This window comes from Mesorhizobium sp. M1A.T.Ca.IN.004.03.1.1 (assembly GCF_003997555.1).
Classification (GTDB): domain Bacteria; phylum Pseudomonadota; class Alphaproteobacteria; order Rhizobiales; family Rhizobiaceae; genus Mesorhizobium.
Genome location: NZ_RZTV01000004.1, coordinates 62,034 through 85,906 on the forward strand (window position 1 = coordinate 62,034; position 23,873 = coordinate 85,906).

A 23,873-nucleotide genomic window follows, 5' to 3' on the forward strand; every position below is an offset into this window, starting at 1 on the left:
TCAGAGGAGGAAGCATTGGACTGGAGCAAGTGGATCAGGCAGTTGCATCGCTGGCTGTCGATCATCTTTACCGTGACCGTCATCGCCAACTTCGTCGCCATGGCATTGGGCGAGGCGCCGGCCTGGGTGGTCTATTCGCCGCTCCTGCCGCTTTTCCTGCTGTTGTTCAGCGGCCTCTACATGTTCGTGCTGCCCTATGCCGCAAGGTGGCGCGGTGGGCCGGCGCGCGAGCGCGCCGGACCGGCCTGATGGCAAAAGCGAAATCGGCAAAGGTTGCAGCCAGGCCGTCGGGGGAAAAACCCGTCCTGCTTTCGGGCGGCAACCCGCAGATCGCCAAGGGGTATGGTGACGCTCCCGTGCAGGCCTATATCGCGGCGATGCCGGGCTGGAAGAGCGAGGTAGGCCGCCGGCTCGACCAACTTATCATGCAGGCCGTCCCCGACGTGCAGAAGGCCGTCAAATGGAACTCGCCGTTTTACGGCATGGACGGCGAAGGCTGGTTTCTCGGCATTCACTGTTTCACCAGATACGTCAAAGTGGCCTTCTTTCGCGGCATGTCGCTGAAGCCGGTGCCGCCCGGCGAATCCAAGAGCAAGGACACGCGCTATTTTCACATCCATGAGGACGACCAGCTCGACGAAGCGCAATTCGTCTCCTGGGTGAAACAGGCAAGTCAATTGCCTGGCGAACGAATGTAAGCGCATTATCGGTCACTCACGGTCCGCCCGACGAGGCATCATGGCGATCCGTCTAGCGGGTGTTGAAGGAGGACACATATGGAGAAAATCGGCGTGCAGGAAAGCAAGTCTCCTTCCGAGCTGATCGATGGCCGTATCGCGGAATTGGGCGATTGGCGGGGCGAGATGCTCGGCCGGCTGCGCGCCCTGATTAGGGATGCCGATCCGGACGTCACCGAGGAATGGAAGTGGCGCGGCGTGCCGGTCTGGGAGGACGCCGGAATGATCTGCACCGGCGAGACCTACAAGGCCGTCGTCAAGCTGACCTTCGCCAAGGGCGCGGCGCTGCCGGATCCCTCACGTCTCTTCAACTCCAGCCTCGAAGGCAACACAAGGCGCGCCATCGATTTTCGCGAAGGCGAGGAGATCGACCAGGAAGCGTTCAAGGCTCTCGTGCGAGCAGCGGTGGCCCTGAACAGGTCCAAGGCCAACGCTGATCCCAGAAGCGCGTCAGCACCGGAGGCGGACGAACCCGGCATTGCCCTCTAGGCTGTTGCCTCTCCGGCCCACCGCTCCAGCAGGATCGTCGGCTTGTCGTGATAGGTGGTCCGCAGGATTTCGCGATAGCCGTTCTTATCTGCGACCTTGAGCGAGGCGCCATTTTCGGGATCGATGATGCAGACGGTTCTGGCTCGCCCGAACGCCTCGTCACCCCAGGCGACGATGCGCCCGACGACTTCGCTTGCAAGCCCCTGGCCATGCGCACCCGAAGCTAAAGCCCAGCCGGCTTCCGGCACGCCTTCGATCGAGGGCTCGATCTCGCGCTTCAGATCATGGAAGCCGGCCTCGCCGAGGAAGCGGCCAGTCGCCTTGTCCTCGATCGCCCAGAACCCATAGCCAAGCAGCGACCACAGCCCGGCATGGCGCAGGAAACGCATCCAGCTTTCCTCGCGGGTGCGCGGCTTGCCGCCGATGAAGCGGGTGACCCCCGGGTCCGCCCACATCGCGACATAGGTCTCGAAATCGTCGAGCCGGTGCGGCCGCAGGATGGTCCGCGCCGTCTCGAGGATCGGCACCCCGGCTTCCCTTGCAACGCTCATCGCAGTCCTCTCCTTTGAGCGGCAGCGCTTAGCAAACCTGCACGTTCGAACAAGGGCCAGGATCGCCCGGGGCATCCTCCAGCGACGCAAGTAGATGAGCGCGGTCATTGACCGGCTGACCTTTCGGCGTGTGGGATTCTCGACAGGCGATGCTAGTCTTGGGACGAAGCTGATTCAGCGATATCGCGGCGCCGTCTGAAAACGAGGAAAGATAATGGACACCACCGACCTTCTGCTGGCGATCGCCCATCATCTTCTGGTGTTCTCGCTGGCCGGCATCATTGGCGCCGAGTTCGTGCTGGTGCGCGGCGAGTTGGGGGTGACGACCCTCAAGCGCCTTGTCGGCATCGACCGCCACTACGGCATCATCGCCGCGCTGATCGTCATCATCGGCGTCTGCCGGGTGTTCTTCGGCCTGAAAGGCTGGGAGTTCTACGTCTTCAACTGGGTGTTCTGGGCAAAGATGATGGCCTTCATCATCGTCGGCCTGCTGTCGATCATCCCGACCGTGCGCTTCATCTCCTGGAGCAGGCAGGCGAGCGGCAATCCTTCTTTCTCGGTTCCGGCGGCGGAGCTCGCCTCGGTGAAGAACTATGTCCGCACCGAGGGCTTCATGTTCCTGCTCATCCCGGTCTTTGCGGCGGCGATGGCGCGCGGCTACGGTTATTAGAATAGAACCGAGGAAGAGCAGGGATCGGGCAGCAACCGGCATCCGCCAAACGTACCGTCGTCAGATGTCGACATCCTGCGATCCATCATCCGACCCAGATCTTTTCCATCCATCTTGCGGGTGATTTGTAGATAATTGCGGTTTGCCGTTTGAGTCCGATTGCAATCTGCTAGCCTGCACTAGTTGCTATTGCATCCACAGCCGTCGCCGAGAGGAATTTCGCGCGGTGGCTGAAGATTCATACTCTGGGAGGAAGTCACAATGAGAAAATTTGTTGCCGCTCTGGCTGCCGCAGCGGCCATCACGCTTTATCCGTTCGCCGCGGGCGCGCAGACCTATCCGGAACGCACCATCACCGTGGTGGTGCCGTTTGCGGCCGGCGGCCCGACCGACACGGTCACACGCCTCATCGCCGAAGCCATGTCGAAGGATCTCGGCCAGCAGGTCATCGTCGAGAATGTCGGCGGGGCCGGCGGCACGCTGGGCGCGGGCCGCGTCGCGAAGGCTGACCCGGACGGTTATACGCTGCTCCTCCACCACATCGGCATGGCGACCAGCGCGACGCTGTACAGAAAGCTCGCATACGACACGCTCAACGCCTTCGAATATGTCGGCCTCGTCACCGAGGTCCCAATGACCGTCGTCGGCCGCAAGGACCTTGAGCCGACCGATCTGAAGGGACTGGTCGAGTACGCCAAGGCCAACAAGGACACTGTCACCGTCGCCAATGCCGGGATCGGTGCGGCCTCGCATTTGTGCGGCATGCTGTTCATGAGCGCCATCGGTACGCCGCTGGTCACCGTGCCCTACAAGGGCACCGGCCCGGCCATGACCGATCTTCTTGGCGGCCAGGTCGACATGATGTGCGACCAGACGACCAACACCACCAAGCAGATCCAGGGCGGCACGATCAAGGCCTATGCCGTCACCTCGCCGGAACGCCTCGATGTGCTGCCGGACGTCCCGACGACGACGGAAGGCGGCCTTCCCGAGGTGCAGGTCAGCATCTGGCACGGCCTCTACGCACCAAAGGGTACGCCGGCCGAGATCACCGGACGCCTGTCGAAATCGCTGCAGGTCGCGCTGAAGGATCAGAACGTCGCCGCCCGCTTCGCCGAACTCGGCACCAAGCCGTCGCCCGAAGCCGACGCGACACCGGCGGCGCTGAAGGCCAAGCTTGAAAGCGAGATCGGGCGCTGGAAGCCGATCATCGAAGCCGCCGGCCAGTACGCCGACTGAGGTTTTGGACGGGGCGCGATCGGCGCCCCGTTTTTGCTTCGGCCCCGTTTTGCGTTGCAACGGCGCGCCCGGGGTGCGCACCTGAGAGGAACGTGATGAAGCCCTTCGCAATCGACACGACCAACGGCATATGCGCCGCGCTGTTCATCGCCTTCGGCGCATTTTTCGCGCTGCAGTCGCTCGGCCTCGAAATCGGCAGCGCCTTCCGCATGGGACCGGGCTATTTCCCGCTGGTCCTGGCGATTGTGCTGCTCCTGCTCGGCGTTATCATCCTCGTCCAGGCAGTGCGCTTCGAGAGCGAGGCGATCGGCCACATTGCGTGGCGCGGCATGCTGCTCATCCTCCCCGCTCCGATCTTCTTCGGCCTGACGGTGCGCGGCCTCGGCTTCATCCCGTCGATCTTCCTGACGGCGCTGATCGCATCCTTTGCCAGCGCCCGCATGAAACCGCTGACCGCGCTCGTGTTGTCGGCCGGCCTGACGCTGTTTGCATCACTCGTCTTCAGCTACGCACTCGGCCTGCCGTTCCGACGCTTTGGCCCGTGGCTGCCATTGTGAGGAGACGACCATGGAGCTCCTCGCCAACTTGGTGCTCGGCTTTTCGACGGCGACATCGCTGACAAATCTCGGTTTCTGTCTGATCGGCGTCCTTCTCGGCACGCTGATCGGCGTCCTGCCCGGCATCGGCGCCACCGCAACCATCGCCATGCTCTTGCCGATTACGTTCCAGATAGGCGACCCGGTTTCCTCTCTCATCATGCTCGCCGGCATCTATTACGGCGCGCAATATGGCGGCTCCACCACCGCCATTCTCATCAATATGCCCGGCGAATCCTCGTCAGCCGTCACCGCAATCGACGGCTACCAGATGGCCAAGAACGGCCGCGCCGGGGCGGCACTCGCGATCGCTGCGATAGGCTCGTTCTTTGCCGGCACGGTGTCGACCTTCCTGGTCGCCATCTTTGCTCCGCCGCTGACGGCGATGGCGCTGGAATTCGGCGCGGCCGAGTATTTTTCGCTGATGGTCGTCGGCCTCGTCTCGTCCGTCGCGCTCGCCCACGGCTCGATAGTCAAGGCGCTAGCCATGGTTGTGCTCGGCCTGCTGCTCGGCATCGTCGGAACCGACATCTATACCGGCACGCCGCGCTTCACGCTCGGCATCACGCAATATGCCGACGGGCTGAATTTCGTCGCGGTAGCGGTCGGCGTCTTCGGCGTCGCCGAGATCCTGCGCAACCTCGAGAACGAGCATGAGCGCTCCGTGCTGATCCGAAGAGTCTCCGGCCTCATGCCCACTGGCGAGGATTTTCGGCGCATGGCCGCGCCCATCATGCGCGGGACGATCATTGGTTCGGCGCTCGGCATCCTGCCGGGAGGCGGCGCGATCCTTGCAGCCTTCGCCTCCTACACGGTCGAAAAGCGCGTATCGAAGAACCCGGGGGAATTCGGCAAGGGCGCCATCGAAGGCGTCGCTGGGCCGGAATCGGCCAACAATGCCGGCGCGCAGACCTCCTTTATCCCCATGCTGACGCTTGGCATTCCGGCCAATCCGGTAATGGCGCTGATGATCGGCGCGATGATCATCCAGGGCATCGTGCCCGGCCCCAATGTCGCGACCGAACAGCCGGAGCTGTTTTGGGGCATCATCGCCTCAATGTGGATCGGCAACCTGATGCTGATCATCCTGAACCTGCCGCTGATAGGGCTTTGGGTGAAGCTCCTTACGATCCCCTATTACGTGCTGTTTCCGATCATCATGGCGTTCTGCTCGATCGGCGTCTACAGCGTCAACACCAATGTTTACGACCTCTACGCCGTCGCCTTCTTTGGCTTGCTCGGCTACCTCCTGACCAAGCTGCGCTGCGAACCCGCGCCACTGCTGCTCGGCTTCGTGCTCGGCCCGTTGCTTGAGGAAAACTTGCGTCGCGCCATGATTCTGTCGCGCGGCGACCCGAGCACCTTCGTGACGAGACCGATCAGCGCCAGCCTGCTCTTCATCGCGCTCGCCGTGCTCGTCATCGTCTTCCTGCCCGCGGTCAAGAAGAAGCGTGAAGAGGTGTTTGTGGAGGAAAATTAAGTCATTGAATTTTCGTTGCGATTTTTGAATTCGGCGTTTTGGCCGCAGGCGCCGTCGGCTGGCGCTATCCGCTACACTCTGCCTAGCTGACACCAATCGCTCGGTCCTCAGTTTCGTCGAGCGGCGCGAGCTCGATCAGCGGCGCCGGCAGGTCGGTGGTCTTTTCCTTGGACTTGCAGATATCGGCGATGACACAAACCGGGCAGTCGGGCTTGCGCGCCTTGCAGACATAGCGGCCATGCAGGATCAGCCAGTGATGGGCGTGCCGCATGTATTCGGCGGGGATGACTTTTATCAGCCCCTGCTCAACCTGTTCCGGCGTTTTGCCGGGCGCCAATCCAATACGATTGCCGATGCGAAAGATATGCGTGTCCACCGCCATCGTGTGCTGGCCGAAGGCTACGTTGAGCACGACATTGGCGGTCTTGCGTCCCACGCCCGGCAGCTTGACCAGCTCGTCCCGATCTTCGGGCACGTTGCCGGCATAGTCGTCGATCAGTGCCTTCGAGAGCGCGACCACGTTCTTGGCCTTGTTGCGCCACAGGCCTATGGTGCGGATGTAGTCGCCGACCTTGGCCTCACCGAGCGCCAGCATCTTCTGCGGTGTATCGGCGACCGAAAACAGCGGCTTCGTTGCCTTGTTGACGCCGGCATCGGTCGCCTGCGCCGACAGCACCACCGCGATCAGCAGCGTGAAGGGATTGACATAGTCGAGCTCGCCCTTCGGCTCGGGCCGCTGCACCGAAAAACGCCGGAAGATCTCATGCACCTCGGCGGGCGTGTAGAGCGAGCGCAGCCCGCCCTTCCGGGACGGCGTCTTTGCTTTCGCACTGCCGCCTGAGGCGGAGGCTGACGGCTTTTTGACGAGGAAGGAGTTTTTGGACTTGGGCGGCGCCATTCCCTTCCTATAATATTTCCCTATGAGCGACACAAACGCCTCGTTCGAAGCCGACAAGCCATTCTTCCAGGCCCTGCTGACGCCGCATCGCTCCCTCGGTCGGACCGGCTTTCTGATATTGATGGGCGCGCTGATGTTCGGCTGGGCGGTCACCGGCGTGATCTTCCTGGCTCATGGCGCATGGCCGGTCTTCGGCTTCCTGGGGCTGGACGTGGTCGCCGTCTACTTCGCCTTCCGCGCCAACTACCGGGCGGCCCGCGCCCGTGAGGAAATCTCGGTCTCGCGCACCAGGCTTGATATCCGCAAAACGGCGCCGTCGGGCCGCTTCGAGGATCATCGCTTCAACCCGTTCTGGACCCGCTTTTCGATCGCCCGCCATGCCGAGTTCGGCATCACCAAAATGGCCGTCGAGGCGCAAGGCGAAAGCGTTTCGATCGGGTCTTTCCTGGATACCGGTTCCCGCGAAAGCTTTGCTGCTGCCTTTTCGCGCGCACTGGCGACCGCCAAGGCGCGTTGACCTGGCACTGCGCTCCGGCGGCTTGCCGTAGAGCGTCATCAGCAAGGCCTTTCTACCCCGGTCAAATCTATCTTTTCGCCGGCCGTCATCGCCCTTCGGCTCGAAGCCTGCTCGATCTGGGTAGGGGCCGGAGGAAGGCAAGTTTCGGGTGGTAGCCATGCGCGGGAAGACCGATATTCGCGGCCGAGCAGATAGCCATGGGAGATATTGCCATGAACGTCCAGATGACCATGAATACCCGGATGGAACCGTCAGCGATCCTGCAGAACGACATCACGCCCGTGGGCAGCGACTACGAAATCGTGCGCCGCGCCATCGAGAAGATCAGCCTCGACTATCGCGACCAGCCCTCGCTGGAGGTCCTGGCCGAGGCGGTCGGCGAGACGCCGACGGGCCTGCAGAAACTGTTCACGCGCTGGGCCGGCCTGTCGCCCAAGGCCTTTCTGCAGGCGGTGACGCTCGACCATGCGCGCAGGCTGCTTGATTCCGGCATGCCGCTGCTCGAAACCTCGTTCGAGCTCGGCATGTCGGGCCCTGGCCGGCTGCACGACCTCTTCGTCACGCACGAAGCGATGTCGCCCGGCGACTACAAGACCCGCGGCGCCGGCCTGACCATCCGCTACGGCTATCATATCTCGCCCTTCGGCATCGCGTTGATCATGGTCACCGATCGCGGGCTGGCCGGCCTGGCCTTCTGCGACGCCGGCGGCGAGCGGGCTGCCTTCGCCGACATGTCCGGCCGCTGGCCGAACGCAGCTTACGTCGAGGACATGTCGGCCACCCAGCCCTATGCCGCGCGCGTCTTCGATCCGACCAAATGGCGTGCGGACCAGCCTCTGCGCGTGGTGATGATCGGTACCGACTTCCAGCTGCGCGTCTGGGAGGCGCTGCTGCGCATTCCGATGGGCAGGGCCTGCACCTATTCCTCGATCGCGGCAAGCATCGGCGCGCCGAGCGCCAGCAGGGCCGTGGGTGCCGCGGTGGGCGCCAACCCCATGTCCTTCGTGGTGCCCTGCCATCGCGCGCTGGGCAAGTCCGGCGCGCTCACCGGCTATCACTGGGGCCTCACACGCAAGCGCGCCATCCTCGGCTGGGAGGCGGGACAAATGGCGTCTTGAAACTTCGTTTTTTCCGCACGCCATTGCGAAAAACCGTGGATCTGAATATAGGTAAGTATAACGAAACAATACATCCGAAATATCGGGAAATGCAACCGGAGGCAACCTCAGGTTTCGCCGGTTGTATTTTGAATTGTTTGCGGTCGTTATCTTGTTTAACGCTAAATTAACCACGATAAGCGGATGATACCTCTGTATTGAGCCGCATTTGCTAAGGGCACAGATATGCGGAAAGTTCTTCGGGCATCGCAGGTTCTGACGCTTGCCCTGCTGCCCGCCTTGGCGGTCGCAAGTCAGGCGGAGGATATACTGAACCTGAACCAGAACCAGACTGGCTTCACCTTGCCCGGTGTCACCCTGCCCCAGGGCCAGGACGAGGTTCATGCTTCCGACGGCACGACCTGCCGCTCGGCCGTTTCCGGCAGCGGCGCCTATCTGGACGTCGGCGTCATCCGCGGCAACAGCAACAGCCAGTCGAACAGCGACCTCGCCACTTACGGCCGCGTGGTGGTCCCGATCGGGCGGACGCCGAAGCGCGTGGATTGCAGCCGCCTCTACGAACTCGAGGTCGAGCGCCTGCAGCTCGAATTGAAGCTGCTCAAGATGGGTCTCGGCGCCGACGGCCAGACGGGAAGCGTGGCTGCTCCCAATCCCGCGACCGCCTCCGCTGCCGCATCGACTGGATGGGCTAACGAGGGCTGGAGCATCAGAGGCACAACCGGCAATGACAAGAAAAAGAAAAAGAAATAGCCGCGCGCTGATCGCCGCGGTGGCTGCGCTTGCAAGCTTCTCGCTCCCGGCTTCGGCGGCGATCATCGGCACTTGCACCATCATGATCGGCGCCTCGGGAACGATGAAATCGAACCCCGCCATCAATATCTTCGGCTCCAGGCAGGCGGGCGGGTCGAGCGCCGGCGCCACCATCACCGCGAATGCGACGCTATGCACGATCCTCAACCTGCTCGACTGCTATTCCGTCTCGGCACCGGCGCCGATTGCCTTCACGTCCGCGCCGAGCGGCGGCGACACCGACGTCACCTTCGCCACCGTCTTCCGCCTCGATGGCTCAGGCTCGGACATCCCGGGCAGTTCGCCGCAGCGGGTGACCAACGGCACTCACACCATCCAGGTCGATCTCACGGCCACGAAATCGCCGGGCATCTTCCCGGCCGGGAACTACCAGGGCACGGTGACGGTGCGCTGCGAATGATGCTGTGGGCCGGTGCGGCGCACAACCGGCTTGATCTGGCAATAGACGGTCTTTGCGGCTAGCCTCTCGCGCAAGCAACTGCGTAAATGCAAGGACTTGCGGCATCGGCCTTCGATCGAAGGCTCGCCCGCTCGTGCAGGAGGCCTTTCTTGATCATCATCGTCGGCTCGATCAACCTCGACCTGATCGCCAATGTCGACCGTTTGCCTGAACCCGGCGAGACGGTCCGCGGCTCCGGCTTTGCCACCGCTCCCGGCGGCAAAGGCGCCAACCAGGCGCTGGCCGCGGCCCGCGCAGGCGCTGAAGTGCGCATGGTCGGCGCCGTCGGCAAGGACAGCTTTGCCGCCGAAGCGCTGGCGCTGCTGAAGGCCGGCGGTGTCGATCTTTCCGGCGTCGGCGAGAGCTTCGCCTCCACCGGCACAGCGCTCATCCTGGTCGGTGCCGACGGCGAGAATGTGATCGCCGTCGTGCCGGGCGCTAACGATTCTGTACTGCCCGGCGACATCGCCAAGGCGTATCTGAAGAAGGGCGATGTCGTGCTTTTGCAGCACGAGATCCCGCTGCCCACGGTCGAAGCGGCGCTTGATGCAACCCGCGCGGCGGGTGCCGTCAGCGTGCTCAACACCGCGCCTTTCCGCCCCGAGGCGGCCGGCTTTCTCGGCAAGGCCGACTACGCCGTCGCCAACGAGACCGAGTTCGACCTCTATGGCGAGGCGCTGGTGCTCACCGGCCGCGACCGGGAGGCGCGGATGCGCGACTATGCCGAAAAGACAGGCCGCGCCATCGTCGTGACGCTCGGCGGCGACGGCGTGCTGGCTGCCACTCCCGACCATTTCATCACCGTCCCGGCACTGAAGATAACTCCGGTCGACACGGTCGGCGCGGGCGACACCTTTTGCGGCTATTTGGGCGCCGGCCTGTCGTCCGGCCTCTCGCTCGAACAGGCGCTCACGCGCGCCGCGGCGGCAGGCTCGCTCGCATGCTTGAAGCCGGGTGCGCAGCCGGCGATTCCGCTGGCGAAGGATGTCGACGCGGCCTTGGCCGCGCGGTGACGGCGATGCGCCCGTCGACGAAACACGCCGTGCCGCCGGCAAGCGACATCTGTCGCTTGTCCGCCGTAGAACTTACCGACACGATCAGGCAGCGCCGTCTGTCGGCGCGCGAGGTCGTCAGCGCCTTTCTCGACCGCATCGATGCTGTGAACCCGCTGGTCAACGCCATCGTGTCGCTGCGCGAGCGCGCCGATATCCTGGCGGAAGCCGACAGGGCGGACGCCCATTTGGCACGGGGCGGCGCGGCCGGATCGCTGTTCGGCCTGCCGATCGCCATCAAGGACCTCGCCCTGACCAAGGGCTTAAGAACAACCTTCGGCTCGCCGATCTTCGCCGATTTCATCCCGCAAGAGGACGATTTCTTCGTCGAGCGCCTGCGCAAGGCCGGCGCCATCATCATCGGCAAGACCAATGTTCCGGAATTCGGGCTGGGCTCCAACACCTACAATCCGGTCTTCGGTCCGACGCTCAATGCCTTCGATCCGACGCTCACCGCCGGCGGCTCGAGCGGCGGCGCTGCGGTGGCGCTGGCGCTCGACATGGTGCCGGTCGCCGACGGCAGCGATTTCGGCGGCTCGCTGCGCAATCCGGCGGCCTACAACAACGTCTATGGCTTCCGCCCCTCGCAAGGGCTGGTGCCGGCCGGCCCCGACATCGATGTCTTCCACGCCCAGATGGGCGTCGAAGGGCCGATGGGCCGGAATGTGCGCGACATCGCGCTGCTGCTCGATGAGCAGGCCGGCTATCATCCGCGGGCGCCATTGTCGCATGACAAGCAGGGGTCGTTTCTCGAAGGCCTGCGGGAGAAAGCCACCGGCGGCCGCATCGCCTGGCTCGGCGATTTCGGCGGCCATCTGCCGATGGGGCCAGGCATTCTCGACCTGTGCGAGGCCGCCCTTGCCCGCTTCGCGGACGCCGCGTTCCACAGCGAAACGCTGGTGCCGGATGTCGATTTCGAGGCGCTCTGGCTGGCTTTTGTCACCTTGCGCCAGGCGAGCAGCGGCTGCGGACTGAAGGCGCATTATGACGATCCGGAAAAGCTCAGGCTGCTGAAGCCGGAGGCCATTTGGGAAGTTGAGCAGGCGATGCGCCTTACCGCGCCCCAAGTCCATGCCGCCTCGGTCCGGCGCACCTCATGGCACCGCACGCTGCTGTCGCTGTTCGAGCGCTTCGACCTCATCGTGCTACCGACCGCCCAGGTCTTCCCCTTCGAGGTCTCGACGCATTGGCCGCGCGAGATCGTCGGACGGCCGATGGACAGCTATCACCGCTGGATGCAGGTCTCCGCCTTTGCCACGCTCGGCGGTTGTCCGGCGCTCAACGTGCCGGTCGGCTTCGACGGCAAGGGCCGGCCGATGGGAATGCAGTTGATCGGCCAGCCGCGCGGCGACCTGGCGGTCCTCCAGGCCGGCGCCGCCTATGAGGCGACGCTGCCCTGGCCGGCGGGGGCTGCCTGACGGGCTCAACCGGCTGGCGCTTGCGCCCGCGTCAACTCCGTGCATTGATCGCGCTCCGCGCCTGTCGGCGCGATCCTGTTCGAGGGAAAACATGTCGCTGGAACTCTACGCCGCCTATGTCGTCGCCTGCATCGTCATCGTCCTGGTACCCGGGCCGACGGTCACGCTGATCATCGCCAACAGCATCCGCCATGGCTCGCGCGCCGGGCTTGCCAATGTCGCCGGCACCCAGGCGGGGCTCGCCATCATGATCGCCATCGTCGGCATCGGCCTCAACACGCTGATCGCCGGCATGGGTCACTGGTTCGAATGGGTGCGGCTGATCGGTGCGGCTTACCTCATCTGGATGGGTGTGCAGATGCTCCGCGCCAAGGGAGCCCTGAACCCCGATGGATCGGCCAAGAAACCGCGCGGCGGCTTCTTCCTGCAGGGTTTCCTGGTGGCGATTTCCAATCCGAAGACGCTTGTCTTCTTCGGCGCCTTCTTCCCGCAGTTCATCGCGCCACAGGGCAATTACACGCTGCAGATCGTGGTCACGGGCCTGACCGCGATGGTCTTCGCCGCCATGTCGGATTCGACCTACGCGCTTGCCGCCGGCCGCGCCGGGCGCATGCTCTCGGCCAGCCGCGTTAAGCTGATGTCGCGGATCAGCGGCAGCTTCCTGGTCGGCGGCGGGCTCTGGCTGGCGTTCTCCAAGGCGAAATGAGAGCGAATACTCTGGTCGCAGTTATTTTTGACGCCTATTGAATAGTTGTGCTTGGCAGCACACTTCTTCAGGATGAACAAGTCAAACGTTTCCTTCCGGAATCGCTTGCTTATTTGGCAATATGAGTACAGCGACGCCGTGATCGGCGTCGCTTTCTTCTGCGCATTTGCGGCTACGAATCCATCGCCATCGTTGAGCTTCAGGCCAATCCGGTCATCGCCACTCAACGCGTGATGGGCGTGGTCGAATACGTCAGGGTGAAGCCCATCAATCCGTACGGCACGATCGGCCACAATCTATACTACACCTACGATCTGCGCCTTGATGACGACAACACACGGATATCTGTCGACGACGATGTGAGGCGACCCCCATCTTGTCGGCTCCGTCCTTCCCATCGAGCGACAGCACCACAAGCACGGTGTCGACACCTATCGGTTGCTCAACGCGTGACGACGTGTGCTCGCTTGGCCGCTTTGACAGTCAGGTGAGCCGCCCCAGCCGCTCCACCAGCAGCGCGAAGAACGCATCGTGGTCGATATCGCGCATGACCATGGCGTTCTTCTCGCGCTTGGTGACGCCCCACCAGTCGATCACCGTCATGCCCATGGTCAGCTCGGAGCTGGTCTCCACGCTGACATTGCAGCGGCGACCCTTGAACAGCTCCGGCTTGATGAGATAGGCGATCACGCACGGATCGTGCAGCGGCCCGCCGTCGGTGCCGTATTTCTCCTCATCGAAGCGCTCGAAGAACTCCAGCATCTCGGCGGTTGCGGTGCCGACCTTGGTGCCGAGCTGGCGGAAGGCCTGGATGCGCTTGGCCGAGGTCAGTGCCTTGTGGGTGACGTCGAGCGGCATCATCACGATCGGAACGCCCGACTTGAACACCAAATCCGCCGCCTGCGGGTCGACGTAGATGTTGAATTCGGCGGCAGGCGTGACGTTGCCGCCCTCGAAAAAGCCGCCGCCCATCAGCACGATCTCCTTGAGACGCGGCGCGATCCGCGGCTCGCGGATCAGCGCCAGCGCGATGTTGGTAAGCGGCCCGAGTGGGCACAACGTGATCGTGCCCGCTTCCTCGCGCATCAGCGTCTCGACAATGAAATCGACCGCGTATTGCTCCTGCAGCGGCATGGTCGGTTCGGGCAGCTGGGGTCCATTGAGGCCGGTCTTGCCATGCACGTCCTCGGCGGTGACGAGCTCGCGCGCCAGCGGGCGGATGGCGCCGGCATAGACCTTGACGTCGGGCCGGCCGCCGAGCTCGCAGATCTTGCGCGCATTCTTCTCCGTGAGCTTAAGCGGCACGTTGCCGGCAACGGCGGTGATGCCGACGACCTCCAGCTCGGCGCTGCCGAGCGCCAGCAATATCGCGACGGCATCGTCCTGGCCGGGATCCGTGTCGATGATGATCTTTCGTGACTGGGGCATTTCAATTCCTTTGGGGAGTCTTTTTGGGCGGGGTTTTGACGGCTTGAACTTGATCGCGCGGCGGACCATATCAAGACCATCGGGAAAAATGCCATCCGGGTTTTTCCGGTTTGTGTCGCTCTTAAGAGGACAGTGTAACAATGAGTCGAATGACGCCCTTCTCCAGCCCGCTTCTTCTGGGCTTCGACGCGATGGAAAAGACGCTCGAACGTCTGGCGAAGTCGGGCGACAGCTACCCTCCGTATAACATCGAGCGTCTGGGCGCCTCGGACGGCAAGGCCGAAAGGCTGCGCATCACACTTGCCGTGGCGGGTTTCGCAGAGAACGACCTCGATGTCACCACCGAGGAAAACCAGTTGATCGTGCGCGGCCGTCAGACCGACGACACCGAGCGCGAGTTCCTCCACCGCGGCATCGCCGCTCGCCAGTTCCAGCGCTGCTTCGTGCTGGCCGACGGCATGCGGGTAGTCGGCGCGGAATTGAAGAACGGCCTTTTGTCGATCGATCTCGACCGTCCGGAGGCCGAGCGGCTGGTACGGAAAATAAACATATCGGTGAAAGACTGATCTTTGCCGATGGCTCTAATGCGGGACGGCCGGAAGTGGCGTCCTTGCGCCAAGGAGGCTTGTAATGACCAGAATTGACGAAACCCTGACCATGACCAGCGGCGAATTCGCCCATCTCGGCGAAGGTTCGGTCGCATATCTGAGGAAAGTATCGAGCGACGATTTGCGCGGCCGCTTCCCCGGCCTCGGCGAAATCGCGCCCGGGCTGGAACTGTGGGCGCTGTTTGCCGCCAACGGTCAGCCGATCCTGCTTTCCGATGCCCGTGACCGGGCCCTGGCGGGTGCGCTGGAGAACGACCTGACCACGGTCGCCATCCATTGACCCCAATCACTATTTGAATTTGGGGTCGTTGCCTGAATTGGAAAGGGCCGCTCCCGGCGGCCCCTCAAGGTTATATCCCAAAAACCGGGTTTATCCAAAGACCAGCTTCACCCAAACTTCAGGCCGCGTGCGAGGCTTGAGTGTCCGACAGCAGCGCGTGGATCGCCACTGCGTCGCGCGTCCCCCTGATCTTGGCCACCGTATCGCCATCGCGCAGCACGCGCGCGATACGCGACAGCGCCTTAAGATGGTCGGCGCCGGCGCCTTCGGGCGCAAGCAGCAGAAACACCAGGTCGACCGGCTGGTCGTCGAGCGCCTCGAAATCGACCGGCGCCTCCAGCCGGGCAAACACGCCTGCGATCCGCTTGACCCCTGCGAGCTTGCCATGCGGAATGGCGATGCCGTTGCCGACGCCGGTGGAGCCCAGCCGCTCACGCTGCAGGATGGTGTCGAACACTTCCCGCTCCGGAATGCCTGAAATCGCCGCCGCCCTCTCCGACAGCAATTGCAGAAGCTGTTTTTTGGAATTCGCCTTCAACGCCGGCATGATAGCCGGGACGCTGATGAGATCGCTGAGATCCATGCCTGAAAAATCCCTTGCTCGCCTACCGCGCCGGTCGTCCCCCTCGCGCGGCCGGCTTTCTTATCCCTGCGCGACTTTGGTGGTCGACGGATCGATCCAGCCGATGTTTCCATCCGGCCGGCGGTAGACAATATTGACGTGGTCGTTTCCGGCGTTGCGGAAGACGAAAACCGGGCTGTCCTTGGTATCGAGTTCGATGACGGCAGACGCCACCGACATGGTGCGAAGCGTCACGGTCGATTCGGCGACGATGGCCGGAGCGAAGTTCTCCGGGATTTCCTCTTCGTCGTCGGCGAGCGGCTCCATCACGGCGTAGGCGATGTCGGTGGATTCGCCGTTGCCGTTGCTGGAATTGTGCGACTTCAGCCGGCGCTTGTAGCGCCTGAGCCGCGTTTCGAGGCGATCGGCGGCCGCCTCGAAGGCAAGCGTGGGATCCTGGGCGTCCCCGGTCGCCTGCAGCGAGGCGCCGGAATCGAGGCGGATCATGCAATCGGCCGAGAAGCGCGATCCCGCTTTGATGACCGTTACATGTCCTGAAAAACCCCGATCGAAATATTTTTCAATCGCTTCGTTGACACGATCGTTGATGCGCGTACGGAACGCATCGCCGATGTCCATGTGTTTTCCCGAAATGCGCAGATTCATCTGAAAACTGACCTTCCCTGCTCAGGCTTCAAACTGTTCCAAGTTTATACCCGTGGTGCGCGCGCACAAGCTTTGCGGCGGCACGCGCGCCGATTTTAGACCCGAACTTTCCGGTTGATCACAAGTCGCCTTCTGGCCGTCCGAGGCCTTCGCTTTGACGGAGCCATTCGCGAGGCGGGCATCACGGCCCGGCTCATGCGGGCGGGCTTCTAGACACTTCATTGCAGCTTGTCAATGAAACACGAAAACTGTGAAAAATCGCCATTCCTCAGCTCGGACCAAACTAGGTCAGGCCCGATGAATATCAACTGCCCTATCGCCCGGCGTTGGCCAGCGCCCGCTTCTCCCGGCGCCGCCGCACCGATGAAGGAATGTTCATGCCTTCCCGGTATTTGGCGACCGTGCGGCGGGCGATGTCGACGCCGCTTTCCCGCAGCATGTCGACGATAGCGTCGTCGGAAAGCACATCGGCGGGCTTTTCCTCGTCGATCAGCTGCTTGATGCGGTCACGCACGGCTTCCGACGAATGCGCTTCGCCGCCTTCCGCCGAGGCGATCGAAGCGGTGAAGAAATAGCGCAGCTCGAACACGCCGCGAGGCGTCAGCATGTATTTGTTGGCAGTGACGCGGCTCACCGTCGATTCATGCATGCCGATCGCGTCGGCCACCGTGCGCAGGTTGAGCGGCTTGAGATGCCGCACGCCATGGACGAGGAACGCGTCCTGCTGGCGCACGATTTCCGAAGCCACTTTCAGGATCGTCTTCGCCCGCTGGTCGAGGCTGCGCGTCAGCCAGTTGGCGTTCTGCAGGCATTCGGCCAGAAACTCCTTTTCCGCCTGGTCCTTGGCATGGCCGGAAACCCGGGCGAAATAGACATGATCGACCAAAACTCGCGGCAGCGTGTCGGCGTTGAGCTCCACCGCCCAGCTGCCGTCGGCAGCGGCCCGCACCTCGACGTCGGCAACGATGGCGTCGCTCGCGCCGCCCGAAAACGCGGTGCCGGGACGCGGATCGAGCGCCCGGATCTCGGCCAGCATGTCGAGAAGGTCTTCCTCGTCGACGCCGCAGATGCGTTTCAGCGTCTGGAAATCCCGCCGCGCCAGGAGTTCGAGATTAGCCACCAGGGCCTTCATCGCCGGATCGAGCCGGTCGCGTGCGGCAAGCTGCAGCGACAGGCATTCGGCGAGGTCGCGGGCAAACAGGCCGGCCGGCTCGAAGGTCTGGCAGACCGCGAGGGCTCGCGCGACCGCTCCCATGTCCGCCCCCAGCCGCGCGGCAATCTCTTCCAGATCGGCGCGCAGATAGCCCGCTTCGTCGAGGCTGTCGGCAAGCTCGCCGGCAATCAGGCGCTCGGCGGGTTTGGAGAAGGCAAGCGCGATCTGTTCGCCGACATGCTCGCGCAGCGTCACGATGGTCGCGGCCATCTCGCCGACGTCGAAGCCTTCCGACGAAGCGCTGCCGCCGCTGCCCGCGGATGCCGACTTCCACTGCGCGGTGAGATCCGGTCCGAGCTTTTCGCTGGTGCCGGGGTCGTCGGGAAACAGGTTCTCCAGCGAAGAGTCGAGCTTTTCCGAGATCGCCTCGGCGCTCCATTCCGTCTCGCTTTCGAACCAGTCGTCCCCGGCGGCGGATTCTGGAGCGGTCTCGCTCTTCTGCGGCTGGTCGCCGCCCGCATCGTCCTGCGGCTCGGCTCGCTCCAAGAGCGGATTGCGCTCGATTTCCTCGTCGATGAAGCGGTCGAGCTCGACATGGGTGAGCTGCAGCAGCCGGATCGACTGCATCAGCTGGGGCGTCATCACCAGCGACTGGGACTGTCTGAGCTGCAGTTTGGCCGCCAGCGCCATGGTTGGATTCAAACGCCTCGTCTACGCATCGAGCTGCCGTTTTTCGGTCGGGCATAGAAACTGGCCCGGCTTTTGCTTGTCAAGGAAAACGCTAGCAGAGACGGCTTACCGGAGCGTTATTCGCGGACAGAGCAGGCATAAAGCCGGAAAATTCAGCGAGAAATTGCCGCGGAACCGGAATTTTCGCGTCTAGAGCGTAAAACCCTCGCCGAGATAGAGCCGCCGCACATCGGCGTTGGCAACGATCTCGTCGGCGCGGCCATGCGTGAGCACCTGGCCGGCATGGATGATATAGGCGCGGTCGATCAGGCCGAGCGTCTCACGCACATTGTGGTCGGTGATCAGCACGCCGATGCCGCGCGCGGTCAGATGGCGGACGAGCTGCTGGATGTCGGCGACCGCGATCGGATCGATACCGGCGAAGGGCTCGTCGAGCAGCATATAGGCCGGCCGCGTCGCCAGCGCCCGCGCGATCTCGAGGCGGCGTCTTTCGCCGCCGGACAGCGACATCGACGGCGCCTTGCGCAGATGGCTGATGTGGAATTCCTCGAGCAGCTCGTCGAGCGTGCGCTCACGTTCCTTGCGGCTCTTTTCCACCACTTCCAGAACGGCGCGAATGTTCTGCTCGACGTTGAGGCCCCGGAAGATCGACGCTTCCTGCGGCAGATAGCCGATGCCGAGGCGGGCGCGCCGGTACATCGGCATCGAGGTGACGTCGAAGCCGTCGATCTCGATCGTGCCTTCGTCCACCGGCACGAGACCGGTGACCATGTAGAAACAGGTGGTCTTGCCGGCGCCGTTGGGCCCAAGCAGTCCGACGGCCTCGCCGGCCCGCACGCCGAGCGTCACGCCGCTCACCACCTTGCGGCCCTTATAGCTCTTGGTCAGGCCCTTGGCGATCAGGGTGCCCTTGAACTTTGCCTTGTCGGCGCCGATCGTCGCCGGCGCAGACGCTTTTGCGGCCGTCCGCCCCGGGAGGCGGGCCAGCAGCGACGATACGCCGACCATTAGTTGCTCGACGCTCCCTGCTGGGCCGTGCCCTTTTGGGGCGCGCCCTGCTTCTGCGGCGTAATCGACATGATGACCCGACCGCCGGTGCCGCAACCGTCGACATTGGCAAGGCCGCTTTTCATCTGAACAGTGAGCTTGCAACCCTTGAGCACGTTGTCGCCCTGCGAGAGCACGACTTCGCTGCCGGAAAGAACGAGCACCTGGGTCTTCATGTCGAACGTGCCCTTGTCGCCGGTGGCGATCTGGTCGTTCGATTTGATATAGACTTTGTTCTCAACCACGAGGTGGTCGATATTGGCTGCCCCGGTCATCGCCGATGCGCCCGCCGCCGCGCCCTTGGGAGCGTTTGGATCCTTGACGTAATAGACCGTCATCTTGCCGGCCTTGAGCAGCGTCGGCCCCTGATTCACGGTGACGTTGCCGCTGAAGATAGCCGCGCTGTCGGCCTGGCGGACCTCGAGCTTGTCGCTTTCGATCTGGATCGGCTGGTCGCCTGACAATTTCAGGCCGGACATCTGGCTGGTGCCGCCGGATTGGGCAAGCGCCGGCGCCGCCCCGAGCAACATGAAGAGAGAGGCCGCCGCTGCAAGCCTTGCCGAACTACTGCGACGCATTCTGCTCTCCGCCCTTTGCCTCTGCCGCCTTCAGACTTGCCGCGTCGATGTTGACGCGCACCCGGTTCTCGAAGACCACGACCTTGCCGTTTTCTTCCACCGACATCGAGTCGGCGGTGATGCGCGATCCGCCGCGGCTGACATCGACCGGATTGTCGGTCTTCATAGAGCCTTTGCCCATGTCTAGGAAGACCGATTTGAACTTGGCTTCCATGCCGTCGCTCGTCGTCACCAGGACATCGCTTGTGAGGTCCATCGTGTTGGCGTCGCGGTCGTAGATGCCATGCGCGGCGTTGACCGCCACCACATTGTCGCTCGCGACGGGCAGCTTGGCATTGATGCCTTCGAGGTCGATGATACCCTGCTTGCCGACATCCTGTGTCGCCCTGGTCGCCGTCAGCGAATAAGGCAGTTTCTGCTTGGTGAAGCCGTTGAGCTTGGGGTTGGCCATCACCAGCTTGCCGTCCGAAAACGCCGTGCCGTCGGCCTGCACCGAGATCGACACCGGCGCGGCGAGATAAGAATAGACCGGAAAGGCGATCGCAATTGCCGCCGCCAGCAGCGGCACGGCGAATTTCAACACGCGCACGCGGCGCGAATGCCGCTGCGCACGATCGAACGCATCGCCGCGCGTGCCGCTTTCGCCAGCGGCAGCCGATACCGTTTCGGCATCGCTCGTTTCGTCAGATCGCGCCAACATGACTATTTTCTAATGAGCCCTTGCCCCGCCAAACACCGCCTATAGGTGGTATGCCGGTCCCCGCAAGCAAGCACAAGCGGAGGAAAACTGCAAAAATGTGACGGCTACTACCGTACGACTAGGACGAATCCGGCTGCACTGCCAGCTCTTCATAGCAGATAGGAACGGGCTGCGTTAATTTTTCGTGAGGTCGTCGTGACCGCCGCGTTGCGCCAAGGGCCAGGGCGTCAGGAAACGGTAGCCCCGCGCGGATGGTTGCTTTAAAAGCGTCCTTTCCCACCGAATGTGAGGCTGACCATGGCAATGAGAGCCGACGACCTGATCGACCGCCGCCGCTTGCGCCGCAAGCTGACGTTCTGGCGCGTGACCGCGTTTGTAATTCTGGCGGCAGCGCTGATCGCGTTTTCGGCATGGATCTATGGTGACGATTTCACCGGTCAGGCGATCGACCACATCGCGAAGGTCAAGATTGAAGGCACCATCACCGAGGACGAGGAGCTGATCAAAAGACTGGAGACGATCCGCAAGTCCGCAACGGTGAAGGGCGTCATCCTGTCGATCGATTCGCCCGGAGGCACCACGGTCGGCGGCGAGTCGATCTATGAGGAAGTACGCAAACTCGCCGCCGACAAGCCGGTGGTGGCCGAGGTCGGCACGCTGGCCGCGTCCGCCGGCTATATGATCGCAAGCGCGGCCGACCACATCGTCGCCCGCAAGACCTCGATCGTCGGATCGATCGGCGTGCTGATCCAGTATCCCGACGTGAGCGGCCTGATGGACAAGCTCGGCATCAAGCTCGAGGAAGTGAAGTCCTCGCCGCTCAAGGCTGCGCCCTCGCCGTTCAAGCCGACCAATGACGACGAGCGCGCCATGGTGCGCAAGCTCATCCTCGACAGCTATGACTGGTTCGTCGGCATTGTCGCCGAACGGCGCAAGATGACCCGCGAGCAGGCGCAGGCGCTGGCCGACGGTTCGATCTTCACCGGCCGCCAGGCGCTCGCCAATCACTTGGTTGATGCCGTTGGCGGCGAACCCGAGGCGATCAACTGGCTGGCGACCAAAGGCGTCGACAGCAAGCTCAAGGTCGTCGAATGGAAGGATACGGAGGGGCACGGCCTCCTGTTTTCGAGAAGCATGACCAAAGCCGTCGCCAACGCGCTCGGCCTGCCGGATGCCGGCGGCGACATCATTTACGAGCTTGGCGCCGACCGCTTGTTCCTTGACGGTCTCGTTTCGGTCTGGCACCCTTGACAACCATTGGGACGAACCAAATAAAGCAATAAAATCATCCTGATATTTGACCGCAGTGGTTTACGGGGAACGTTCATGATCAAGTCCGAGCTTGTGCAGATCATTGCCGCGCGCAACCCCCATCTTTTCCTCCGCGACGTTGAAAACATCGTCGGCGCGATCTTTGACGAGATCACCGACGCGCTCGCCGAAGGCAACAGGGTCGAGTTGCGCGGTTTCGGTGCCTTTTCGGTGAAAAACCGTCCTGCCCGCACCGGCCGCAACCCCCGCACCGGCGAATCCGTCGAGGTCGAGGAGAAGTGGGTGCCGTTCTTCAAGACCGGCAAGGAGTTGCGCGAAAGGCTGAACGGCGGCAAATAGGCGCCGCGCCGGCAGGTCGGAAACGACGTTTCGGCGTTTAAGCCACCTCCAGGAGATTTGATGTTCAATCGCGTCATGCTCGTCGTGGTCTTCGTGCCGCTGGCCGTCATCCTGATCGCGCTTGCCGTCGCCAATCGCGGCCTCGTCGCCTTCACGCTCGACCCGTTCCACCCTGGCAATCCGGCGCTGACGCTGAATTTGCCGCTCTTCATCTTGCTGTTCCTGGCTTTGGCCATCGGCATGATCGTCGGTAGCATGGCGACCTGGGTGAAGCAGGGCCGCTACCGCAAGCTCGCGCGCCAGCGCGGGCTGGAGGCCGAGAACTTGCGCCAGGCAGTGAGCCGCGCACCCGCTGCGCCGAAAGGACCGGCGCTGCCCAAGCCGACGAACTAAACAGCGCCTTACGGAGCTTTCCATGCTGACTATTTCGGCCGCCGAGGTCGACCGCGCGCTGACCTTTTCAGGTCTGGTCGAGACACTGCGCACCGCCTTCCGCGAAGGCGCCGTGCAGCCGGTGCGCCACCATCACGCGATCGAGCGGCCGGACGGCGCCGCCTCGACGCTTTTGTTGATGCCGGCCTGGACCGACTTCGACGCCGCCGGCACCTCGGCCGGCGGCCATATCGGCGTCAAGATCGTCACCGTCTCGCCGGACAACAACGCGATCGGCAAGCCGGCGGTGATGGGCCTCTATCTGCTGCTCGACGGCGTGACCGGCGAACCCCAGGCTCTGATCGACGGCCAGCGGCTGACGCAATGGCGGACCGCCTGCGCCTCGGCGCTCGCCGCATCCTATCTCGCCCGCGAGGACGCCTCGCGGCTCTTGGTGATCGGCGCCGGCGCGCTGTCACCCTTCCTCGCCAAGGCGCATTCGGCGGTGAGGCCCGTTAAGTCGATCCGCATCTGGAACCGCACGCCGGCCAATGCCGAAAAGGTCGCGGCGGCGCTGCATGCCGAAGGCTTTCCAGCAAGCGTGGCAGGCGACCTCGAAACCGAGCTTGGCGAGGCCGACATCGTCTCGTCGGCGACGATCACGACCGCGCCGCTGATCAAGGGCGCGCTGTTGAAGCCGGGCGCCCATGTCGACCTGGTCGGCGGCTTCACGCCGCAGATGCGCGAGAGCGACGACGATGCCATTTCCCGCGCCCGCGTCTATGTCGATACCCGCGCCGGCGCCACCAAGGAGGCCGGCGACATCGTGCAGCCATTGGCTTCCGGTGTCCTGAAGCCGGAAGCGGTCATCGCCGACCTGCACGAACTGGCGCGTGGCGAGAAACAGGGCCGGCAAAGCGAGAGCGAGATCACGCTGTTCAAGTCCGTCGGCGCAGCGCTTGAAGATCTCGCCGCCGGCATCGCCGTCTACAAGGCGCTCAGCACAAGCAAGTAAGAGGATAGGGTAGTGAGAAGCTCACACCCCTACCGCCAGACCGCCCTACTGCCCTGCTGCCTCGTTCGGCCAATAGACACGCAGCCGATGACCGTCGGGATCGAGCGCGACGAACGTGCGTCCGAAATCCATGTCGGTCGGTGCCTGTAGCATTCTCAGCCCCCGTTCCGCCCAGTCCGCATGCGTGGCGTCGACCGCGGCCGCATTCTCCATCGCAAGCACGAGCTCGCCCCCCGCCCGCGGCGGCGGCCGCCGGTTCAACCGTGTGACGCGACCACAAGCCGAGCTTGAAGCCGTTGTCGAGGACGAACATGGCGAAGGTGGGCGAGGCCTCTACCGGCTGGCGCCCGAGCAGCGAGGCGTAGAACGCGCCGCTCTTCTCGGGGCTGTCGACATAGAGGATGACGAAATTGGGCGTGGTCATGTCGGTCTCCAAGGTGTTT

The 23,873-nt window shown here is 63.4% G+C and carries 29 protein-coding genes and 1 pseudogene; 20 read left to right on the forward strand and 10 right to left on the reverse strand.

Going from position 1 to position 23,873, the window contains the following annotated elements:
* Positions 1–15 precede the first annotated feature (15 nt).
* The 3 genes from EOD29_RS14200 (at position 16) to EOD29_RS14210 (ending at position 1,226) form a co-directional block, all read left to right on the forward strand.
* Positions 16–249: a hypothetical protein gene (locus EOD29_RS14200; RefSeq protein WP_095800556.1), complete on the forward strand. Its 234-nt coding sequence runs from the start codon at positions 16–18 to the stop codon at positions 247–249.
* Positions 249–698 (forward strand): DUF1801 domain-containing protein, encoded by a 450-nt coding sequence (locus EOD29_RS14205; protein WP_127247037.1) that lies wholly within the window; start codon positions 249–251, stop codon positions 696–698. Before EOD29_RS14200 ends, EOD29_RS14205 begins: the two co-directional genes overlap by 1 nt.
* 78 nt (positions 699–776) lie before the next feature.
* On the forward strand, positions 777–1,226 hold the full coding sequence (locus EOD29_RS14210; RefSeq protein ID WP_127247038.1) for a DUF1801 domain-containing protein: 450 nt from the start codon (positions 777–779) through the stop codon (positions 1,224–1,226).
* Here the strand turns inward: EOD29_RS14210 and EOD29_RS14215 are convergent.
* A complete protein-coding gene (locus tag EOD29_RS14215) occupies positions 1,223–1,777 on the reverse strand; it encodes a GNAT family N-acetyltransferase (RefSeq protein WP_127239706.1) in 555 nt (184 codons plus the stop codon). The genes EOD29_RS14210 and EOD29_RS14215 overlap by 4 nt on opposite strands.
* A 214-nt stretch (positions 1,778–1,991) precedes the next feature.
* Between EOD29_RS14215 and EOD29_RS14220 the strand changes: the two genes are divergently transcribed.
* From EOD29_RS14220 to EOD29_RS14235, 4 genes are all read left to right on the forward strand, one after another.
* Positions 1,992–2,447: a DUF2214 family protein gene (locus EOD29_RS14220; protein WP_127247039.1), complete on the forward strand. Its 456-nt coding sequence runs from the start codon at positions 1,992–1,994 to the stop codon at positions 2,445–2,447.
* A gap of 261 nt (positions 2,448–2,708) precedes the next feature.
* Positions 2,709–3,686 carry a tripartite tricarboxylate transporter substrate-binding protein gene (locus EOD29_RS14225; protein ID WP_127247040.1) on the forward strand — a complete coding sequence of 326 codons (978 nt, stop codon included), beginning with the start codon at positions 2,709–2,711 and terminating at the stop codon, positions 3,684–3,686.
* A 95-nt stretch (positions 3,687–3,781) separates the two neighbouring features.
* Positions 3,782–4,243 (forward strand): tripartite tricarboxylate transporter TctB family protein, encoded by a 462-nt coding sequence (locus EOD29_RS14230; protein WP_067318859.1) that lies wholly within the window; start codon positions 3,782–3,784, stop codon positions 4,241–4,243.
* Between the two features lie 10 nt (positions 4,244–4,253).
* Positions 4,254–5,762: a tripartite tricarboxylate transporter permease gene (locus EOD29_RS14235; RefSeq protein ID WP_127239704.1), complete on the forward strand. Its 1,509-nt coding sequence runs from the start codon at positions 4,254–4,256 to the stop codon at positions 5,760–5,762.
* 82 nt (positions 5,763–5,844) lie between these two features.
* Here the strand turns inward: EOD29_RS14235 and nth are convergent, their stop codons facing one another.
* Positions 5,845–6,660 carry an endonuclease III gene (nth, locus tag EOD29_RS14240; protein WP_127214054.1) on the reverse strand — a complete coding sequence of 272 codons (816 nt, stop codon included), beginning with the start codon at positions 6,658–6,660 and terminating at the stop codon, positions 5,845–5,847.
* A 22-nt stretch (positions 6,661–6,682) separates the two neighbouring features.
* Between nth and EOD29_RS14245 the strand changes: the two genes are divergently transcribed.
* The 7 genes from EOD29_RS14245 (at position 6,683) to EOD29_RS14275 (ending at position 12,720) form a co-directional block, all read left to right on the forward strand.
* Positions 6,683–7,177: a DUF2244 domain-containing protein gene (locus EOD29_RS14245; RefSeq protein WP_127247041.1), complete on the forward strand. Its 495-nt coding sequence runs from the start codon at positions 6,683–6,685 to the stop codon at positions 7,175–7,177.
* Positions 7,178–7,389: 212 nt separating this feature from the next.
* A complete protein-coding gene (locus tag EOD29_RS14250; RefSeq protein ID WP_164747393.1) occupies positions 7,390–8,295 on the forward strand; it encodes a methylated-DNA--[protein]-cysteine S-methyltransferase in 906 nt (301 codons plus the stop codon).
* A 225-nt stretch (positions 8,296–8,520) separates the two neighbouring features.
* Positions 8,521–9,045 (forward strand): hypothetical protein, encoded by a 525-nt coding sequence (locus EOD29_RS14255; protein ID WP_095800562.1) that lies wholly within the window; start codon positions 8,521–8,523, stop codon positions 9,043–9,045.
* Complete coding sequence (locus EOD29_RS14260; protein WP_127247042.1) at positions 9,020–9,505, forward strand: hypothetical protein; 486 nt, start codon at positions 9,020–9,022, stop codon at positions 9,503–9,505. The genes EOD29_RS14255 and EOD29_RS14260 overlap by 26 nt, the downstream gene beginning before the upstream one ends.
* 149 nt (positions 9,506–9,654) lie before the next feature.
* Positions 9,655–10,557: a ribokinase gene (locus tag EOD29_RS14265; protein WP_127247043.1), complete on the forward strand. Its 903-nt coding sequence runs from the start codon at positions 9,655–9,657 to the stop codon at positions 10,555–10,557.
* A gap of 5 nt (positions 10,558–10,562) precedes the next feature.
* Complete coding sequence (locus EOD29_RS14270) at positions 10,563–12,014, forward strand: amidase (protein ID WP_127247044.1); 1,452 nt, start codon at positions 10,563–10,565, stop codon at positions 12,012–12,014.
* A 91-nt stretch (positions 12,015–12,105) separates the two neighbouring features.
* The gene (locus EOD29_RS14275) at positions 12,106–12,720 is read left to right on the forward strand and encodes a LysE family translocator (RefSeq protein ID WP_067318869.1); all 615 of its coding nucleotides are present in this window, start codon (positions 12,106–12,108) and stop codon (positions 12,718–12,720) included.
* A 483-nt stretch (positions 12,721–13,203) separates the two neighbouring features.
* Here EOD29_RS14275 and EOD29_RS14285 read toward each other — a convergent pair whose 3' ends face one another.
* Positions 13,204–14,148, reverse strand: a complete 945-nt coding sequence (locus EOD29_RS14285) for a nucleoside hydrolase (RefSeq protein ID WP_127247045.1) — start codon at positions 14,146–14,148, stop codon at positions 13,204–13,206.
* Positions 14,149–14,288: 140 nt separating this feature from the next.
* Here EOD29_RS14285 and EOD29_RS14290 point away from each other — a divergent pair, with 140 nt between their 5' ends.
* A complete protein-coding gene (locus EOD29_RS14290; protein ID WP_067004038.1) occupies positions 14,289–14,714 on the forward strand; it encodes an Hsp20 family protein in 426 nt (141 codons plus the stop codon).
* A 64-nt stretch (positions 14,715–14,778) separates the two neighbouring features.
* Positions 14,779–15,036, forward strand: a complete 258-nt coding sequence (locus tag EOD29_RS14295) for a DUF1150 family protein (protein ID WP_127247046.1) — start codon at positions 14,779–14,781, stop codon at positions 15,034–15,036.
* Positions 15,037–15,154: 118 nt separating this feature from the next.
* Here EOD29_RS14295 and ptsN read toward each other — a convergent pair whose 3' ends face one another.
* The 6 genes from ptsN to lptC all read right to left on the reverse strand — a co-directional run bounded on the left by ptsN (position 15,155) and on the right by lptC (position 20,432).
* Positions 15,155–15,619, reverse strand: a complete 465-nt coding sequence (gene ptsN / locus EOD29_RS14300) for a PTS IIA-like nitrogen regulatory protein PtsN (protein ID WP_067004043.1) — start codon at positions 15,617–15,619, stop codon at positions 15,155–15,157.
* 60 nt (positions 15,620–15,679) lie between these two features.
* A complete protein-coding gene (gene raiA / locus EOD29_RS14305; protein ID WP_067004045.1) occupies positions 15,680–16,264 on the reverse strand; it encodes a ribosome-associated translation inhibitor RaiA in 585 nt (194 codons plus the stop codon).
* A 313-nt stretch (positions 16,265–16,577) separates the two neighbouring features.
* Positions 16,578–18,107 (reverse strand): RNA polymerase factor sigma-54, encoded by a 1,530-nt coding sequence (gene rpoN, locus EOD29_RS14310; protein ID WP_127247047.1) that lies wholly within the window; start codon positions 18,105–18,107, stop codon positions 16,578–16,580.
* A 189-nt stretch (positions 18,108–18,296) separates the two neighbouring features.
* On the reverse strand, positions 18,297–19,115 hold the full coding sequence (gene lptB, locus EOD29_RS14315) for an LPS export ABC transporter ATP-binding protein (protein WP_067318880.1): 819 nt from the start codon (positions 19,113–19,115) through the stop codon (positions 18,297–18,299).
* The gene (locus tag EOD29_RS14320) at positions 19,115–19,732 is read right to left on the reverse strand and encodes an LptA/OstA family protein (RefSeq protein WP_067004051.1); all 618 of its coding nucleotides are present in this window, start codon (positions 19,730–19,732) and stop codon (positions 19,115–19,117) included. Before EOD29_RS14320 ends, lptB begins: the two co-directional genes overlap by 1 nt.
* Positions 19,719–20,432, reverse strand: a complete 714-nt coding sequence (gene lptC / locus EOD29_RS14325) for an LPS export ABC transporter periplasmic protein LptC (RefSeq protein WP_067004053.1) — start codon at positions 20,430–20,432, stop codon at positions 19,719–19,721. The genes EOD29_RS14320 and lptC overlap by 14 nt, the downstream gene beginning before the upstream one ends.
* Before the next feature lie 297 nt (positions 20,433–20,729).
* Between lptC and sppA the strand changes: the two genes are divergently transcribed.
* The 4 genes from sppA (at position 20,730) to EOD29_RS14345 (ending at position 23,430) form a co-directional block, all read left to right on the forward strand.
* Positions 20,730–21,683 (forward strand): signal peptide peptidase SppA, encoded by a 954-nt coding sequence (sppA, locus tag EOD29_RS14330; RefSeq protein ID WP_127247048.1) that lies wholly within the window; start codon positions 20,730–20,732, stop codon positions 21,681–21,683.
* Positions 21,684–21,758: 75 nt separating this feature from the next.
* Positions 21,759–22,043 carry an integration host factor subunit beta gene (locus tag EOD29_RS14335; RefSeq protein ID WP_027165368.1) on the forward strand — a complete coding sequence of 95 codons (285 nt, stop codon included), beginning with the start codon at positions 21,759–21,761 and terminating at the stop codon, positions 22,041–22,043.
* A gap of 60 nt (positions 22,044–22,103) precedes the next feature.
* A complete protein-coding gene (locus tag EOD29_RS14340; RefSeq protein ID WP_067004057.1) occupies positions 22,104–22,436 on the forward strand; it encodes a DUF1049 domain-containing protein in 333 nt (110 codons plus the stop codon).
* 22 nt (positions 22,437–22,458) lie between these two features.
* Positions 22,459–23,430, forward strand: a complete 972-nt coding sequence (locus EOD29_RS14345; RefSeq protein ID WP_067318887.1) for an ornithine cyclodeaminase family protein — start codon at positions 22,459–22,461, stop codon at positions 23,428–23,430.
* 45 nt (positions 23,431–23,475) lie between these two features.
* On the opposite strand, the pseudogene EOD29_RS14350 reads toward EOD29_RS14345, so the two are convergent.
* Positions 23,476–23,854 (reverse strand): annotated as a pseudogene (locus tag EOD29_RS14350) (VOC family protein).
* Positions 23,855–23,873 lie beyond the last annotated feature (19 nt).